Raw genomic sequence first — 17,597 nt, 5'->3', positions numbered from 1 at the left:
ATGCATACGTATTCAGCCGAACCGCGCATCTCTACAGCCCGGCTAATCAGCAAAAGGCGTTTACCGTTTGCTGTTCTTGACCAGACGGCGCGGCACCAGTTGAGTGCCATCGCCTTCCGGCAATGCTTCTGCCAGCCCCACAAAGGAATGCTCGCCATACAGGCGGACGAAACCTTCAAAGGGCTGATCCGGTATTCTAACCGGTTGTCCGTTCAAGATCGATACCAGCGGCACGCCGGACAATCGGTACTCGGGAAACATGGTGAGAGCGGTTTCCGGAGGCAGCAGCAGGCCATCCAGGCTTTCCCCACGCTCACGCATGGCTTCCAGGTCTTTGACATCGTGGGCATTTGCCAGGGTGTAACCGGATGCCAGCGTTCGGCGCAGAGCACTGACATGAGCACCGCAGCCCAGAACCTCCCCAATATCCTCAACCAGTGAGCGGATATACGTACCCTTGGTACAGGTAACCGCAAGATCCAGTTCCTGTTCCCGAACCGCCAACAATTTGAGCTCGTAGATGGTCACCGGCCTGGCCGGGCGTTCAATTTCGATGCCCTCGCGGGCGTATTCGTACAGTGGCCTGCCCTGATGCTTCAGAGCCGAGTACATGGAGGGAACCTGCTGAATGTCGCCACGGAACCGGGCCAGCACGGCCTCCACCTCATCCTCACTGAACTGGGGAACCGGCTTTTCCTCCACCACAGCCCCTTCGCTGTCTCCGGTTTCTGTCCGGATGCCCAGGCGTGCGGTGGTGATATACGCCTTGTCGCTGTCCAGCATGGTCTGGGAGAACTTGGTGGCCTCACCAAAACACAGGGGCAGCACGCCAGTGGCGAGCGGATCAAGCGCACCGGTATGGCCGGCCTTCGCCGCACCATACAGGCGCTTGACCTGCTGCAGAATCCCGTTGGAGGTAACGCCCTGGGGCTTGTCGATCACCAGGATGCCGTTTACGTCACGGCCTTTGCGTCTTCGGCTCAAGCGTCACGCTCCGGGTTGTCGGAAACCGGGTCATCATTGTCGTCCCGGGGCACGGCAGGCTTGTCGCCAACCGCTTCGCGGATCAGGCGATCCATCTTGCGGCTCTGCCCCAACAGCTTGTCGAAGTGAAACCGCAGATGGGGCACCACACGCAATTTCATGGCGCGACCAACCTGCCCGCGCAGAAACCCGGAGGCCTTGTTCAGTACCGTCAGGGAGTCCTGCACTTCGGGTGAATCTTCGGTGAGTTCCTCGGTGGACAGCAACGAAATATAGATATCGGCATAGCCGAGGTCACGGCTGACTTTCACATCATTAACCGTGACCATACCAACGCGAGGATCCTTCACCTCGCGCTGGATCAGCTGCGCCAGCTCTCGCTGCATCTGATCGCCGATGCGATCTACGCGACTGTATTCCCGTGCCATCAGGCCCCCGTGGACTCAAGCTGACGTTCAACACGGACGCGATCGAACACTTCGATCTGGTCGCCCACTTTCACGTCGTAGCCTTTAACACCGATACCACATTCCATACCATTGCGGACTTCCGCCACATCGTCCTTGAAGCGACGCAGGGATTCCAGCTCGCCTTCAAAGATCACCACGTTGTCACGCAGTACGCGGATCGGCTTGTTACGGTATACGGTGCCCTCAGTCACCATACAGCCAGCCACCTGACCAAACTTCGGCGAACGGAATACGTCACGCACATCAGCAATGCCCACGATATCTTCGCGGAATTCCGGCTTGAGCATGCCTGTCAAAGCCGCTTTCACATCATCAATCAGGTTATAGATGATGCTGTAGTAGCGCAGATCCAGACCTTCCTGCTCAACCAGACGCTTGGATGCGGTATCCGCACGCACGTTGAAACCGAAAATAACGGCGTTGGTGGCCATGGCCAGGCTGACGTCGGTCTCGGCGATACCGCCAACACCAGACGAAACAATCTTCACCTGAACCTCGTCGTTGCCCAGGTCCTGCAGGGCCTTGGTAATGGCTTCCAGAGAACCACGCACGTCGGTCTTGAGCACCACGTTGAGGGTCTTGACCTCGTCCTTGCCCATATTCTCGAACATGTTCTCGAGCTTGGCAGCTTGCTGGCGCTGGAGACGTTGCTCACGCTCACGGGTCTGACGGAATTCAGCCAGCTCTTTGGCTTTTTTCTCGTCTGCCACAGCGAAGAATTCGTCACCGGCGTCTGGCGTGCCGTTCAGGCCCAGAATCTCGACCGGAATCGACGGGCCAGCTTCTTTCACCTGGCGCCCGGCTTCGTCTGTCATGGCGCGCACCTTACCGAAGAAGGAACCGGCCACCACCATGTCGCCCTGGCGAAGCGTACCGTTCTGAACCAGCACGGTAGCAACAGAACCACGGCCGCGTTCCAGGCTGGATTCAACCACAACACCTTTCGCCGCTGCATCCGGGGACGCTTCCAGCTCAAGGATTTCAGCCTGCAGTAAGACGGCTTCCAGCAGGTCATCGATGCCCATACCAGTGTGTGCAGAAACAGGCACGAACTGAACGTCGCCACCCCAGTCTTCCGGAATGACTTCCAGAGCTGAAAGCTCGTTCTTGATGCGGTCCGGATCGGCTTCTTCTTTGTCCATCTTGTTGATGGCAACCACGATCGGTACGCCGGCAGAACGGGCGTGCTCAACGGCTTCCTTGGTTTGAGGCATAACACCGTCGTCGGCTGCCACCACCAGGATAACGATGTCGGTACATTGGGCACCACGAGCACGCATGGCGGTAAACGCGGCGTGGCCCGGGGTATCCAGGAAGGACACCATGCCGTGTTCAGTTTCTACATGGTAAGCACCAATGTGCTGGGTAATACCACCGGATTCACCGGCAGCAACCTTGGCGCGGCGGATATGGTCCAGCAGTGAGGTCTTACCATGGTCAACGTGGCCCATAACACTGACAACCGGCGCGCGCTTGATCTTCTCTTTGCCTTCGTCCGGGCCGGTGATTTCGCTCAGGACTTCCTCTTCGAAAGCATCCTCGCTCACCGCTTTGGGCTTGTGGCCCAGCTCTTCGGTAACCAGGATCGCCGTTTCCTGATCCAGCGCCTGATTGATGGTTGCCATCACCCCCATACCCATCAGGGTCTTGATAACATCAGCGGACTTGACGGCCATGCGCTGGGCGAGATCACCAACGGTGATGGTTTCCGGAATCTGTACTTCTCTGACCATGGGCTTTGTGGGCCTCTCGAAAGCATGACGCTTTTCTTTCGGTTTCTTTTTGGCCCGCAGCGGCTTGCGAAGAGTGGTTTCCTCTTCGTCTTCGCTCAGTACTACCGGTTCTTCTACCGGACGGCTGCGAGGACCGCGATGGCCAGCCTGCTTCTTCTTCGGCTTGCCTTCTTCAATATCATCGCCGCGCTCACGCACCTTCTCTTTTTTCTTCTTCGGCTTGCGATCCCGACCTTCATCCTCAGGCGGAGGCATGGGAATATCCTCCGGCGCGATGGCAGGCTCTGCGGATTCTGCAGCAGGTTCCGGAGCAGCTTTGGCTTCGGTTTCCGCTGCGGCCGGAGCTTCCGTTTCAGGGGCTTCGGCAGGTGCTGCTTCCGCTGCGACCTTCGGCGCTTCTTCCTCCGGCGCCTGTTCGGCCGCCGGTGCCTGTACCGGCTCTTCCGGTGCCGGCGCCTCTGCTTCCGGCTCGGGTTGCAGCTCTGCACGCTTGATATAGGTGCGGCGCTTGCGCACTTCTACGTTGACGGTCTTGGCCTTGCCGGCCTTAAGCGTCGTCGTGGTCTTGCGCTTGAGTGTAATCTTCCGCGGTTCAGCTTCCGCCTCGCCATGGTTTTTTCTCAGATAGGCCAGCAACTGCTGCTTCTCATCGCTGGTGACAGCGTCGTTTTCGCTGCGGGCTTTCAGGCCCGCTTCCACGATCTGCTTCAGCAAACGATCCACGGGAGCGCCTACATCTGCGGCCAGTTGTTTTACCGTTACTTCAGCCATACTGGTCCTCCTCTCCCGAATCAGGCCTGGTCTTCAAACCAGGGTGCGCGCGCAGTCATAATCAACTGACCAGCACGTTCTTCATCCATACCTTCAATTTCGAGCAGCTCATCAATCGACTGCTCCGCCAGATCTTCCATTGTGCGCACGCCCATGCCGGCAAGCTTGAATGCCAGCGCTCGGTCCATGCCGTCCATGTTCAGAAGATCGTCTTCGGGCTCAGCGCCCTCCAGGGCTTCTTCACTGGCCAGCGCCTGGTTCAGCAATACGTCTTTGGCACGACGGCGCAATTCAGTGACGGTTTCCTCGTCAAAGCCCTCAATCGCCAGCATTTCTTCCATCGGTACGTAGGCCACCTCTTCAATGGAGGTAAAGCCTTCCTCGATAAGAACACCGGCAAATTCTTCATCAACATCCAGATGAGCGGTAAAGTGTTCAAGCAGGCGGTTGTATTCCTGCTCCTGGCGCTCACCGGCTTCTTCTTCCGTCATCACGTTCAGGGTCCAACCGGTCAGCTCGGTCGCCAGACGAACGTTCTGGCCGTTCCGGCCAATGGCCTGCGCCAGGTTATCTTCGGCAACGGCTACATCCATGGTGTGACGGTCTTCATCCATGACAATGGAGGCGACCTCAGCAGGCGCCATCGCGTTGATGACCAACTGAGCCGGGTTATCGTCGTAAAGCACGATATCCACACGCTCACCGCCCAGTTCATTAGACACTGCCTGTACGCGGGAGCCCCGCATACCAACACAAGCGCCAACCGGATCAATACGGCGGTCGTTGGTCTTCACCGCAATCTTGGCCCGGGAGCCCGGATCGCGAGCGGCACCGCGAATCTCGATGAGTTCCTCGGCAATCTCGGGAACCTCGATGCGGAAAAGCTCGATCAGCATTTGCGAATCGGTACGGCTCAGAATCAGCTGTGGTCCGCGATGATCGGTGCGAATCTCCAGCAGCAGAGCACGAACGCGGTCGCCCATCCGGAAGGTTTCACGGGGAATCAGGTGCTCACGGGGAAGCAGAGCTTCTGCGTTGCCACCCAGATCCACAATCACATTGTCCCGGGTCACCTTCTTGACGGTACCGGACACCAGCTCACCGATACGATCGCGGTAGCTGTCGACAATCTTCATGCGCTCGGCTTCGCGCACTTTCTGGAAGATGATCTGCTTGGCCGCCTGGGCACCAATGCGCCCGAACGCCACAGACTCCACCTTCTCTTCGTACATATCACCCGGCTTCAGATTGGTGTCGATCTCTTCCGCTTCCTGCAGGGTCAGCTCAGTGCCCAACGCAGGAACGGCATCATTATCGACCACCAGCCAGCGGCGGAAGGTTTCGTATTCTCCGGTGCGGCGATCAATGGCAACCCGGATATCCGCCTCTTCGTCTTCATAACGTTTCTTGGCAGCGGTAGCGAGTGCGAGTTCAATCGCCTCGAAAATCACATCCTTCTCGACACCTTTCTCGTTCGAGACGGATTCCACTACCAGCAAGATCTCTTTACTCATGGGATTGCCCTGCCCTCAAAATAAACGATACATCTATAGATTTATTCGAATGTGTCACTCGAAAACCGGCACGATGTTGGCTTTTTCGATACTGTCGAAGGGCAACAGGTATTCGTGGTCATCTACTACAACTACCACGTCGTCGCCCTCCACCCCTTTGATCAGGCCCAGGAATTTGCGCCGGCCCTCAAACGCCATACGCAGCTTGATCTGCACTTTATGACCAATAAATGCCTCGTACTGCTCCAGCCGGAACAGCGGCCGGTCCATACCGGGCGAAGACACTTCCAGCGTATATTCGGTCTGGATGGGGTCTTCCACATCCATCACCCCGCTGACCTGACGACTGACTTTCTCGCAGTCGTCGATCGCGATGCCGTTCTCGGCATCATCAATAAACACCCGAAGTTTGGAATGGTGTCCATGGGAGCGGAATTCAATTCCCCAGAACTCATAACCCAGACCCTCAACCACCGGGCGCAGGATGTCTTCCAGTTGTTTCAGTTTGGCTGACAAGTGTCGCCGCCTCCGTTTCCGAATTTTCAGGGTACAAAAACAAAAAAAGGGCTGTTAATCAGCCCTTTTATGCACCAGGGCCCTTTGCGCCAGGCCCCTTAATCAAAAAGCCCCTGAAACATGGGGCCTTTTGTTGCAAGAATTCGCAAAGCGCCAACCCTTTCAAGCGCTCTGCCGACAGACACCTGGCCTGCCTGGAAGCCTCGATGCTCGCAGGCTCCAATATCCGCGGGAGTATAGTGACGCCACGCGGACTGGTCAAGGACTGACCAAAAAAAACGGCCTGGGTTTGCCAAGCCGTCTTCTTTTAATATGGTGCCCGGGGCCGGACTCGAACCGGCACAGCTTTCGCTACCACCCCCTCAAGATGGCGTGTCTACCAGTTTCACCACCCGGGCATCATTCTTTACTCGAGTTCGGGGAGCGCGTCCCCACCCTCGGATTCGCTGTTGGCTGCAGGCTCATCAGCAGAGGGCGCCTGCTCAGCTTGCGCACCTGCCTGAGACGATTCCTGAACAACCGGAATACCTGCCTCGCCAGCCACTTCGGCGCGCTGCTTGGCAAAAATTGCCAGCGAAAAACTTGTCACAAAAAAGATAACCGCCATAAAAGTGGTCATCCGCGTCAGGAAGCTTCCGCTGCCCTGACTACCAAACACGGTCTGGGACGCACCACCACCGAAAGCCGCTCCGGCGTCTGCACCCTTGCCCTGCTGGATCAGAACCAAGCCCACCAGCGACACGGCGATCACGACGTGAACAACAACTACCAGTGTTTCCAACCAATCCATACAGACTCTCGTAAACGTGTCGGCTTAGACACCTACCGGGAAAGACCGGCAAATGCTGATAAATTCTTCGGCCTTCAACGATGCACCACCGATGAGACCGCCATCAATATCCGGCTCTGCAAACAAAGCGGCCGCATTATCCGCTTTTACACTGCCGCCGTAAAGTACCGAAATCTCATTAGCCGGTGCATTCATGCCATCCAGCACCTTGCGGATTTCCGAATGCATGGCCTGGGCATCGTCTGCCGTCGCGGTTTTTCCGGTTCCGATAGCCCAGACCGGCTCATACGCCACAACAACCCTGGACCACTGATCATCAGCCACAACTGACAACCCACTGCGAACCTGCTCGGCAACCACCGCTTCGGCTTGACCGGCTTCCCGCTCCGCGAGCGTTTCACCTACACACAGCACCGCAACCAAGCCACTCAACAGAACCTGCTCAACCTTGGCGGCTGCCACAGAATCCGTCTCACCAAACAACTGCCGGCGCTCGGAATGGCCCACCAGCACATAGCCACAACCCATATCGCGGGCCATTTCGGCGGAGATTTCTCCGGTATATGCGCCAGATTGCCACTGAGACACGTTCTGCGCACCGGTAGTGATCCGCCCACCTCCCTGCTCGGCAACCTGGCCCAGATAGATCGCAGGGGGGATAATAACCACCTCCACATCTTTGCCAACATTACCGGACTGCTCGCAAACTGCGCCAACCAGCTGTTTCACCAGATCTTTCGACCCGTTCATTTTCCAGTTTCCGGCAACAATTCTGCGACGCATCTCTGTCCTCGACAGTCCCGAGCAAAAGGGAGGCGGAACTATACAGCAGTCACCCGCGGTACACAACCACCCTTCGAAATCAGGGTGTTGAGCGCTCCACCACCAGGGCAAGCTCTTCCACCACCCGGGTAATATCGTCCGCGCTCTGACCCTCGGCCATCACTCTGATCAGCGGCTCGGTGCCGGATGCCCGCAGCAGAATGCGCCCGGCATCACCCAACGAAGCCTCTGCCCGCGCCATGGCCTCAACAATATCCGCCCTACCCAACGGATCAAACCGTTCGGCAACGCGTACGTTGATCATTTTCTGCGGCAGCTTGCTCATACCTGCCCGCAGTTCTCCCATAGTCTTGCCGGACTTCCGCACTGCCAGCAGTACCTGCAACGCAGAGACAATACCGTCACCCGTGGTGGTGCAATCCCGGATCACCATATGCCCGGAACCCTCGCCTCCAATCAGCCAGTTATTGGCCAACAGGCGCTCCATCACATAACGATCGCCAACCTTGGCCCGCTCGAACTCGACGCCGATTTCGCGCAGAGCCAACTCAACACCCAGGTTGGTCATTAGCGTACCAACCACACCACCGTTCAGCCGTCCTTCTGCCTGGCGCTGGGAAGCCAGGATATACAACAGTTCGTCGCCATCCACTTCGGAACCATCACGATCCACCATCAACACCCGGTCGCCGTCACCGTCGAAGGCAATACCAAGATCAGCCTTTTTCTCGGCAACCACCTGTTTCAGCGCGCCCAGATGGGTAGAGCCAACATTCAGGTTGATGTTCAAGCCATCTGGCTCGGCGCCAATCACCGTCACTTTCGCCCCCAGCTCACGGAACACTTTGGGCGCCACGTGGTAGGTAGCACCGTGAGCACAGTCAAGCACCAGGTGCATGCCGTCGAGAGTAAACTCGTTTGGCACGGTACTTTTGCAGAACTCCACATAGCGACCGGGCGCATCGTCTACCCGGCTCGCCTTGCCCAGCTCTTCCGGCTCACACACTTCGATAGGCTGGTCCAGCCAGCGCTCAATCTCGGCTTCCAGGGCGTCGTCCAGTTTGGTACCGGCAGAAGAAAAGAATTTGATGCCGTTATCATGATGAGGGTTGTGGGAGGCACTGATGACAATTCCGGCAGATGCCCGGAAAGTTCGCGTGAGGTAGGCAATCGCCGGTGTCGGCATCGGTCCCAGCAACTTCACATCAACACCCGCCGCGGCCAGGCCAGCCTCCAGCGCCGATTCGAACATGTAGCCGGACAACCGGGTATCCTTGCCGATCAGTACGCTATTGCGCTGGCCCGCACGCTTGAATGCCTGCCCCGCAGCCCAACCCAGATGCAGCATGAACTCCGGCGTAATCGGACTGTCTCCGACCCGGCCACGAATGCCATCGGTACCAAAGTATTTGCGCTGGGTCATCAGATTGCCTCCTTCACTGCCGTTACGATCCTGACGGCGTCCACAGTTTCCCTAACGTCGTGCACCCTGAGGATGCTCGCCCCTTTCATGGCCGATATTGTCGCGGCAGCGAGGCTGGCCGGCAACCTTTCATTCACATCGCGACCCGTGACCGCTCCCAGCATGGACTTTCGCGAGACCCCGACAAGTAACGGATGTCCGAGAATATGCAACTGCTCAAGGGTAGCGAGCAGCTGATAGTTGTGCTCCACGCTCTTGCCGAAGCCAAAGCCGGGATCAAGAATAATGTTATCGGCACGAACACCGGCCTGCTCCGCCACCCGCATACGCTCCGTCAGAAAAGAGCTGACCTCCCGCCGCACATTTCGGTAGCGGGGATCGTCCTGCATGGTATCCGGCTCACCCTGAATATGCATGATGCACACCGGAACACCTGCTTTTGCAGCCACTTCTGGCGCACCCTCGCGCTGCAGGGCACGAACATCGTTGATCAGTCCCGCACCAAGCCGGGCAGTTTCAGCCATCACCACAGGATTGCTGGTATCCACCGAAATCACGGTATCCAGCTCTTTGGCAATGGCTTCGACCACCGGGCATACGCGGTCAAGCTCTTCCTGGGTCGAGACTTCGCTTGCGCCGGGGCGAGTCGACTCACCTCCAACATCAATAAAAGATGCGCCGTCACTGACCATCTGCCTGGCCCGCACAAGCGCCGACTCCCTGGAATTAAAGCGTCCGCCATCGGAAAACGAATCGGGGGTGACATTCAGAATACCCATCACGTTGCAACGAGACAGATCCAGTTCGCGACCGGCAAAGTTCATTTTCATAACGCAGCTTCCACAGGCAGAGCTTTCGGAGAGACAAAAACAAACGCCGCCCGGGGGCCCGGGCGGCGCATTCAGTTACTCAGGCTTTGACGGCGAGTCAGTGCTCGCCGGCAGGACGCCCTACGCCGGGCTGCCGGCCATCGTCGGAGCTTCTGGGCTCCGGCGCCTGCTCAGGCTCTTCAGCCTTCACGCCCCCGGCGGGACCACTGTCACCCCAGTTTTTGGGCGGACGAGGCTCCTTGCCAGCCATGATGTCATCAATCTGGTAACGATCGATGGTTTCGTACTTCATCAGTGCTTCGGCCATCATGTCCAGCTTGTCCCGGTTATCAATCAGGATCTGCTTGGCCTTTTCGTAGCACTCATCAATGATATTGCGAACTTCCTCATCAATCCGCTGGGCAGTCTCTGGCGAGTACACCGTGTGCGCCTGCCCCGCAGAACGACCAAGGAAGGGTTCCTCACTGTCTGTGTCATACTGGAGAGGACCGAGTTTCTCGGACAGCCCCCAGCGGGTCACCATATTCCGGGCCAGGCTTGTCGCCCGCTCGATGTCGTTGGACGCACCAGTGGTGACACCATCAAAGCCCAGGGTCAGCTCTTCGGCGATACGGCCACCAAACAGACTACAGATCGAGCTGGTCAGATAGCGCTTGGAGTGGCTGTACTTGTCCTCTTCCGGGAGGAACATGGTCACGCCCAGGGCTCGGCCACGAGGAATAATACTCACTTTATAGACCGGGTCATGCTCAGGCATCAGACGGCCCACAATCGCGTGCCCCGACTCGTGGTAAGCCGTATTCCGCTTTTCCTTTTCGCTCATCACCATGGACTTGCGCTCGGCGCCCATCATGATCTTGTCCTTGGCCAGCTCCAACTCTTCCATCGAGACCAGGCGCTGATTACGACGGGCCGCAAACAGCGCAGCTTCGTTGACCAGGTTGGCAAGATCGGCACCGGAGAAGCCCGGCGTGCCCCGCGCAATCACCGCAGGATCAATACCGTCGGCCAGCGGCACTTTTTTCATGTGCACTTTCAGAATCTGCTCACGGCCAATGATGTCTGGCAGGCTCACCACCACCTGGCGATCAAACCGGCCAGGGCGCAACAGCGCCGGGTCCAGCACGTCCGGACGGTTAGTGGCGGCAATAACGATAACGCCTTCATTGCCTTCGAAGCCGTCCATTTCCACCAGCAACTGGTTGAGGGTCTGCTCACGTTCGTCGTGACCACCGCCCATACCAGCACCACGGTGACGGCCAACCGCATCGATCTCATCGATGAAAATAATGCAGGGGCTCTGTTTTTTCGCCTGCTCGAACATGTCGCGAACACGGGAGGCACCCACGCCCACAAACATTTCTACAAAGTCGGAGCCGGAGATAGAGAAGAACGGCACCTTGGCCTCGCCCGCGATGGCCTTGGCAAGCAGGGTTTTACCGGTACCGGGAGGGCCCACCATCAATACGCCCTTCGGGATGCGACCACCAAGACGCTGGAACTTGCTGGGATCCCGGAGGAAATCCACCAACTCTTTCACGTCTTCCTTGGCTTCGTCGACACCCGCGACATCGGAAAACGTGGTTTTGATCTGGTCTTCACTCATCAGGCGCGCTTTGCTCTTGCCGAACGACATGGGGCCTTTGCCGCCACCGCCGCCCTGCATCTGGCGCATGAAGAACACGAACAATGCGATGATGATCAGAATCGGGAACGCGGCTACCAGCAGCTGCGTCCACAGGCTCTGGCGCTCGGGCTCCTTGCCGATCACTTCGACGTTGTTGGCGAGCAGGTCATCCATCAGCTTGTTGTCAGACACCTGCGGCCGGATGCTCTGGAACTGGGAGCCGTCGTTGCGGACACCCTGCACCTGCAGACCATCAATGGTCACCTGCCGTACCTGGCCCTGCTGGACCATCTCGACAAACTGGGAATAGTTAACTTGTTGGCCGGTGGTGGTGGGAGAGAAATTCTGAAACACCATCAGCAGCACGGCGGCTATGATTAGCCAGAGAACCAGATTTTTTGCCATATCGTTCAAGGATCATCACCTGTGAATTGCAGGATCAGCGCCTGAAGGCCGCCAATCCTTTTCCGACACCTTACACCAATTGTACGCCGGTAAACCAGAAACGGCCCATCCGGAACCGATCGCGATACTACCTATATGGGACGCCATGACCGGAATTACAACACCCTCTGTAAGTGAATACGGCCATTTGTCATGAGTCGCTATCTGTTACAATCGCTGAATTATACGTGGTTGCCAGCGGATTCACCGCTGACCTTTTGTTAATTGCACCTATTAAGAGATTACATCATGAGTCTGTCACCGGAACAGCGCCGGGAATACCGGGCTATTGCCCACAACCTGAAGCCCGTCATCATCGTTGGCGACAAAGGCCTGTCTGAAGGGCTGCAGGACGAACTGGACCGCGCCCTGAACGACCATGAGCTGATCAAGATCAAAGTCGCCAGCCAGGATCGCGAAGTCCGCCAGGAAGCCATTCAGGCTCTGTGCGAAAGCTCCGGCGCCGAACTGGTCCAGACGATCGGTAAAATCGCCGTCATTCTGCGTCGGGCGAAGAAACCGAACCCCAAGCTGTCGAACCTGCTGCGCAACAAATAACGTAAGCTGAGACGCGAAAAAGCCGGCCTGGTTCCCCAGAGCCGGCTTTTTCTTTACACCCGATCAGCACAACCGAGTCAGATATATTCCACTTCGGAAATCTCGTACTCCACGGTACCGGAGGGGATACGGATAGCCACCACGTCCCCTTCGTTCTTGCCAATCAGCGCGCGGGCGATCGGCGAGGACACCGACAGCTTGCCTGCCTTGATGTCGGCCTCATCTTCTCCCACGATCTGGTAAGTAACCTCTTCGTCGGTTTCCATGTTAACCAGATGCACAGTGGTGCCGAAGATCACCTTACCGGTGTTCTCCATGGTGGTCACATCAATCACCTGGGCCACGGACAGCTTGCCTTCAATTTCCTGAATGCGACCTTCGATAAAGCTCTGCTGCTCCCGGGCCGCATGATACTCAGCATTTTCCTTCAGATCGCCGTGCTCACGGGCATCGGCAATGGCCGCGATCACCCGCGGCCGATCTTCGGACTTCAGCTTTTTCAGCTCCTCACGCAGACGGTCTTCGCCCGTCTTGGTCATCGGTACTCTGTCAGCCATAGCCTTACTTTCCTGCGTGTAGTTCCTGGAGGCGACGAACGGTGCGCTCCGGGCCAAACTTGATGGCCCGGCAGAAGGCTTCGCCACCTGCCAGTGTGGTTGTGTAGGTTACTTTGGTCTGCAAGGCAGACTGGCGAATCTGCGCCGAGTCAGAAATCGCCTTGCGACCTTCCGTAGTATTGATAATCAGCTGAACCTGACCATTCTTGATGGCATCCACAATGTGCGGGCGACCCTCGCGAACCTTGTTCACCCGCTCAACGGCGATACCTTCGGCTTCCAGCGCCTTGGCGGTGCCAGTGGTGGCAATAATCCTGAAGCCAGCATCCACCAGGTCGCGGGCAACACTGGCCGCACCCGGCTTGTCCACATCGCGCACCGACATGAAGGCCACCCCCTGGGCCGGCAACCGCTCACCCACCGCCAGCGCGGCCTTGGCAAAGGCTTCATCAAAGCTGTCGCCCAGCCCCATCACCTCACCGGTGGATTTCATTTCCGGCCCCAGGATCGGATCCACGGCCGGGAACTTGTTGAACGGGAACACGGACTCTTTAACGGCGTAGTAGGTCGGCACGATTTCCTGAGTAAAGTTCAGTTCTTTCAGGCTCTTGCCGGACATCACCCGGGCCGCAACCGCGGCCAGAGACACCCCGATAGCCTTGGACACAAACGGCACGGTCCGTGAGGCACGCGGGTTCACTTCGATCACGTAGATCTCGCCATCCTGATAGGCCAGCTGCACGTTCATCAGGCCGATAACATCCAGCTCGATGGCCATTTTCTTCACGGCCTCGCGCATCTCGTCCTGCACCTGCCTGCTCAGGCTGTAGGGCGGCAGGGAGCAGGCGGAGTCACCAGAGTGAACACCAGCCTGCTCAATATGCTGCATGATACCGCCGATCACAACATCAGTGCCGTCACTGATGGCATCGATATCGACCTCGATGGCAGCATTCAGGAAGTGATCAAGCAGAACCGGGCTGTCATTGGAGACCAGCACCGCGTTACGCATGTAGCGCACCAGTTCGGTTTCGTCATAGACGATTTCCATGGCCCGGCCACCCAGCACGTAAGACGGGCGCACCACCAGTGGGTAGCCAATCTCGCGGGCCGCCACGATGCCTTCCTCGTGGCTGCGCACAGTGGCGTTTTCCGGCTGCTTCAGACCCAGGCGCTGGATCATCTGCTGGAAGCGCTCGCGGTCTTCGGCGCGGTCAATGGCGTCCGGGCTGGTGCCGATAATGGGCACACCGGCGGCTTCCAGGCCACGCGCCAGCTTCAGCGGAGTCTGACCGCCGTACTGGACGATTACACCCTTGGGCTTCTCGACGCTGATGATTTCCAGCACGTCTTCCAGGGTGATCGGCTCAAAATACAACCGGTCGGAGGTGTCGTAATCGGTCGACACGGTCTCCGGGTTGCAGTTGATCATGATGGTCTCGTAGCCATCCTCACGCATGGCCAGGGCCGCGTGCACACAGCAGTAGTCGAATTCGATGCCCTGACCAATGCGGTTGGGGCCACCACCGATGACCACAATCTTCTCACGATCGCTTGGCTCTGCCTCGCACTCTTCCTCATAGGTCGAATACATGTAGGCGGTATCAGAGGCGAATTCCGCCGCACAGGTATCCACGCGCTTGTACACCGGGCGGATGCCCAGGTCGTGGCGCAGCTTGCGCAGGCTGACTTCGGAAATGCCCAGCAGCTTGGCCAGGCGGGCGTCGGAAAAGCCCTTGCGCTTGAGCCGGAACAGGGTAGCCTTGTCGATATCGGCCTTACCGGCCGACTTGAGAGCCTGCTCTTCGCGCACGATGTCCTCGATCTGCACCAGGTACCAGGGGTCTACCTTGGTGTGGCGGAACACTTCGTCCACGGTCATGCCGGCGCGGAAGGCATCGCCGATGTACCAGATTCGCTCGGCACCGGGCACGTTCAGCTCCCGGGTCAGGGTTTCGCGGCTGTTCTCGGAGTCCAGCTCTTCCAGCTTTTCGTCAAAACCTTCGGAACCCACTTCCAGGCCACGCAATGCCTTTTGCACCGACTCCTGGAAGGTCCGGCCAATGGCCATAACCTCACCGACAGACTTCATCTGAGTGGTCAGGCGGGCGTCGGCCTGGGGGAATTTCTCGAAGGTAAACCGGGGAATCTTGGTAACCACGTAATCAATGGACGGCTCGAACGAGGCCGGGGTGACGCCGCCGGTGATCTCGTTCTGCAGCTCATCAAGGGTGTACCCCACGGCCAGCTTGGCTGCGACCTTGGCGATCGGGAAACCGGTGGCCTTGGACGCCAGCGCCGAGGAACGCGACACCCGGGGGTTCATTTCGATCACCACCATACGGCCGGTATCCGGATTGATACCGAACTGCACGTTGGAACCGCCGGTTTCCACACCAATCTCACGCAGCACCGCCAGCGAGGCGTTCCGCATGATCTGATATTCCTTGTCGGTGAGGGTCTGGGCGGGGGCCACCGTAATGGAATCACCGGTGTGCACGCCCATGGCGTCGAAGTTCTCGATGGCGCAGACGATGATGCAGTTGTCGTTCTTGTCCCGAACAACCTCCATCTCGTACTCTTTCCAGCCAATCAGGGATTCGTCGATCAGCAGCTCGTTGGTCGGGGACAGATCGAGACCGCGAGTACAGATCTCCTCGAACTCGTCCTTGTTGTAGGCAATACCACCGCCGGAACCACCCATGGTGAACGATGGACGGATAATGCACGGGAAACCGATGTCTTCGGAGATCTTCCAGGCTTCGTCCATGGAATGGGCGATGGCCGCGCGCGGGCACTCCAGACCGATTTTCTTCATGGCCTTGTCGAAGCGGTCGCGGTCTTCGGCCTTGTCGATGGTGTCAGCGTTGGCGCCGATCATTTCAACGCCATGCTTCTCCAACACGCCGTGCTTTTCCAGGTCCAGCGCACAGTTCAGTGCAGTCTGACCACCCATGGTGGGCAGCAGGGCGTCCGGCTGTTCCTTTTCGATGATCTTTTCGACCGTCTTCCAGGTGATCGGCTCGATGTAGGTGGCATCGGCCATGGCCGGGTCGGTCATGATGGTGGCCGGGTTGGAGTTCACCAGGATCACCCGGTAGCCCTCTTCGCGCAGCGCCTTACAGGCCTGGGCTCCGGAGTAGTCGAATTCGCACGCCTGCCCGATCACGATGGGGCCGGCGCCCAGGATCAGGATGCTTTTAATGTCGGTACGTTTTGGCATGTCTTGGTAAACCTGTCAGCAACTTTTGAATTCTTGCAGCGCGGTATTCAGCGCCGGTGAGCTATCGTTGATGGCCTTGCCCTCAGGCAGATCGCGCTTCCATCAGCTGGATAAACTCGTCAAACAGCGGAGCCACATCATGGGGCCCCGGGCTGGCTTCCGGGTGACCCTGGAAGCTGTAGGCCGGCTTATCGGTGCGGCGAATGCCCTGCAGAGTGCCGTCAAACAGCGATTTGTGGGTCGCATCCACATTGGCGGGCAGGGTTGTTTCATCCACAGCAAAGCCGTGGTTCTGACTGGTAATCATCACAGTGCCTTTGGCAATGTCTTGCACCGGATGGTTGGCACCGTGGTGGCCGTGGCCCATTTTCATGGTTTTTGCACCACTGGCCAGGGCCAGCAGCTGGTGGCCCAGGCAGATGCCGAATACCGGAATCTCGGTTTCCAGCACTTCCTGAATGGCCTTGATAGCATAGTCGCAGGGCTCGGGGTCGCCCGGGCCGTTGGACAGGAAGATGCCATCGGGGTTCATCGCCAGTACATCAGAGGCCGGGGTTTGCGCGGGTACGACGGTGATCTCGCAACCGCGGGCCGCGAGCATCCGCAGAATGTTGTATTTTACGCCGTAATCCCAGGCCACCACCTTGAACCTGTCTTCGGAGCGGTCACTGTAGCCGTTTACCAGATCCCACTCGGCCTGGTTCCACTGGTAGGCTTCGCTGCAGGTGACTTCTTTGGCCAGGTCCATGCCCTTGAGGCCGGGAAACGCGTTAGCCAGTTCCAGTGCGCGTTCGGCAGTGGCGTTTTCACCAGCGACGATGGCCCCATTCTGGGAGCCCTTGTCCCGGAGGATGCGGGTCAGTCGGCGGGTGTCGATGTCCGCAATGCCAACAATGTTGTTGCTTCGCAGGTAGCCATCAAGGCTACCCTTGTTTCGCCAGCTGCTGGCGACCAGGGGCAGATCGCGGATGATCAGACCGGATGCGTGGATGCGGTCGGATTCTACGTCTTCTTCGTTTACACCGGTGTTGCCAATGTGGGGATACGTCAGGGTGACGATCTGGCGCGAGTAGGACGGGTCGGTCAGGATTTCCTGGTAGCCGTTCATGGCAGTGTTGAACACTACCTCGCCGCTGGTTTCTCCGTCTGCGCCGATGGCGGTGCCGTAGAAGAGGCTTCCGTCTGCGAGTGCAAGGATTGCTGGTGTGCTCAAGGCTTGTATCCTCATCGAGTGGCGTAAGTTCGTCACGAACAGGAACGCAAGCGCAAATTCAGGTTGCAAAAAAGCGAGACAAGGTAAAAACCCGGTCCCGCTTTCTTATAAACTTTTCAAAGGTACGCTTGGTGCAGTCAAATCGCCTTATTGTAAGATTT

General features: G+C 58.0%; 14 protein-coding genes and 1 tRNA gene. 1 reads left to right on the top strand and 14 read right to left on the bottom strand.

Annotated features, from left to right (window positions below):
- Positions 1-60 precede the first annotated feature (60 nt).
- The 11 genes from truB to ftsH form a co-directional block, all read right to left on the bottom strand.
- Positions 61-984, bottom strand: coding sequence for a tRNA pseudouridine(55) synthase TruB (gene truB, locus ACAM27_RS05545; protein ID WP_222533967.1), 924 nt, complete (start codon positions 982-984; stop codon positions 61-63).
- Positions 981-1,412 (bottom strand): 30S ribosome-binding factor RbfA, encoded by a 432-nt coding sequence (rbfA, locus tag ACAM27_RS05540; RefSeq protein WP_011786759.1) that lies wholly within the window; start codon positions 1,410-1,412, stop codon positions 981-983. Before rbfA ends, truB begins: the two co-directional genes overlap by 4 nt.
- A complete protein-coding gene (gene infB / locus ACAM27_RS05535; protein ID WP_369612672.1) occupies positions 1,412-3,958 on the bottom strand; it encodes a translation initiation factor IF-2 in 2,547 nt (848 codons plus the stop codon). Before infB ends, rbfA begins: the two co-directional genes overlap by 1 nt.
- 20 nt (positions 3,959-3,978) lie before the next feature.
- Entirely contained in the window at positions 3,979-5,472 is a 1,494-nt protein-coding gene (gene nusA, locus ACAM27_RS05530; protein WP_011786761.1) for a transcription termination factor NusA, read from the bottom strand.
- Between the two features lie 54 nt (positions 5,473-5,526).
- Positions 5,527-5,988 (bottom strand): ribosome maturation factor RimP, encoded by a 462-nt coding sequence (gene rimP, locus ACAM27_RS05525; protein WP_011786762.1) that lies wholly within the window; start codon positions 5,986-5,988, stop codon positions 5,527-5,529.
- A gap of 313 nt (positions 5,989-6,301) precedes the next feature.
- A tRNA-Leu gene (locus ACAM27_RS05520) sits at positions 6,302-6,386 on the bottom strand.
- 8 nt (positions 6,387-6,394) lie between these two features.
- Positions 6,395-6,778, bottom strand: a complete 384-nt coding sequence (gene secG / locus ACAM27_RS05515; RefSeq protein ID WP_014422594.1) for a preprotein translocase subunit SecG — start codon at positions 6,776-6,778, stop codon at positions 6,395-6,397.
- Between the two features lie 24 nt (positions 6,779-6,802).
- On the bottom strand, positions 6,803-7,561 hold the full coding sequence (gene tpiA / locus ACAM27_RS05510) for a triose-phosphate isomerase (RefSeq protein WP_141067978.1): 759 nt from the start codon (positions 7,559-7,561) through the stop codon (positions 6,803-6,805).
- Between the two features lie 79 nt (positions 7,562-7,640).
- Positions 7,641-8,984, bottom strand: a complete 1,344-nt coding sequence (gene glmM / locus ACAM27_RS05505; protein WP_369612671.1) for a phosphoglucosamine mutase — start codon at positions 8,982-8,984, stop codon at positions 7,641-7,643.
- Positions 8,984-9,814 (bottom strand): dihydropteroate synthase, encoded by an 831-nt coding sequence (gene folP, locus ACAM27_RS05500; protein ID WP_369612670.1) that lies wholly within the window; start codon positions 9,812-9,814, stop codon positions 8,984-8,986. The genes glmM and folP overlap by 1 nt, the downstream gene beginning before the upstream one ends.
- A 97-nt stretch (positions 9,815-9,911) precedes the next feature.
- Positions 9,912-11,855 (bottom strand): ATP-dependent zinc metalloprotease FtsH, encoded by a 1,944-nt coding sequence (gene ftsH, locus ACAM27_RS05495; RefSeq protein ID WP_022991281.1) that lies wholly within the window; start codon positions 11,853-11,855, stop codon positions 9,912-9,914.
- 279 nt (positions 11,856-12,134) lie between these two features.
- On the opposite strand from ftsH, the gene yhbY reads away from it, so the two are divergent.
- Complete coding sequence (gene yhbY / locus ACAM27_RS05490) at positions 12,135-12,443, top strand: ribosome assembly RNA-binding protein YhbY (protein WP_011786768.1); 309 nt, start codon at positions 12,135-12,137, stop codon at positions 12,441-12,443.
- A gap of 77 nt (positions 12,444-12,520) precedes the next feature.
- On the opposite strand, the gene greA is transcribed toward yhbY, so the two are convergent.
- The 3 genes from greA to carA all read right to left on the bottom strand — a co-directional run bounded on the left by greA (position 12,521) and on the right by carA (position 17,436).
- A complete protein-coding gene (gene greA, locus ACAM27_RS05485) occupies positions 12,521-13,000 on the bottom strand; it encodes a transcription elongation factor GreA (RefSeq protein ID WP_022991279.1) in 480 nt (159 codons plus the stop codon).
- Positions 13,001-13,004: 4 nt separating this feature from the next.
- Positions 13,005-16,223 carry a carbamoyl-phosphate synthase large subunit gene (gene carB / locus ACAM27_RS05480; protein ID WP_369612669.1) on the bottom strand — a complete coding sequence of 1,073 codons (3,219 nt, stop codon included), beginning with the start codon at positions 16,221-16,223 and terminating at the stop codon, positions 13,005-13,007.
- Positions 16,224-16,305: 82 nt separating this feature from the next.
- Positions 16,306-17,436 carry a glutamine-hydrolyzing carbamoyl-phosphate synthase small subunit gene (gene carA / locus ACAM27_RS05475; RefSeq protein WP_369612668.1) on the bottom strand — a complete coding sequence of 377 codons (1,131 nt, stop codon included), beginning with the start codon at positions 17,434-17,436 and terminating at the stop codon, positions 16,306-16,308.
- Between the last annotated feature and the right edge of the window lie 161 nt (positions 17,437-17,597).

Origin of the sequence: Marinobacter sp. RI1 (assembly GCF_041155085.1) — a bacterium.
GTDB classification, from domain to species: domain Bacteria; phylum Pseudomonadota; class Gammaproteobacteria; order Pseudomonadales; family Oleiphilaceae; genus Marinobacter; species Marinobacter nauticus.
This window is presented reverse-complemented; position numbering and strand designations above follow the sequence as displayed.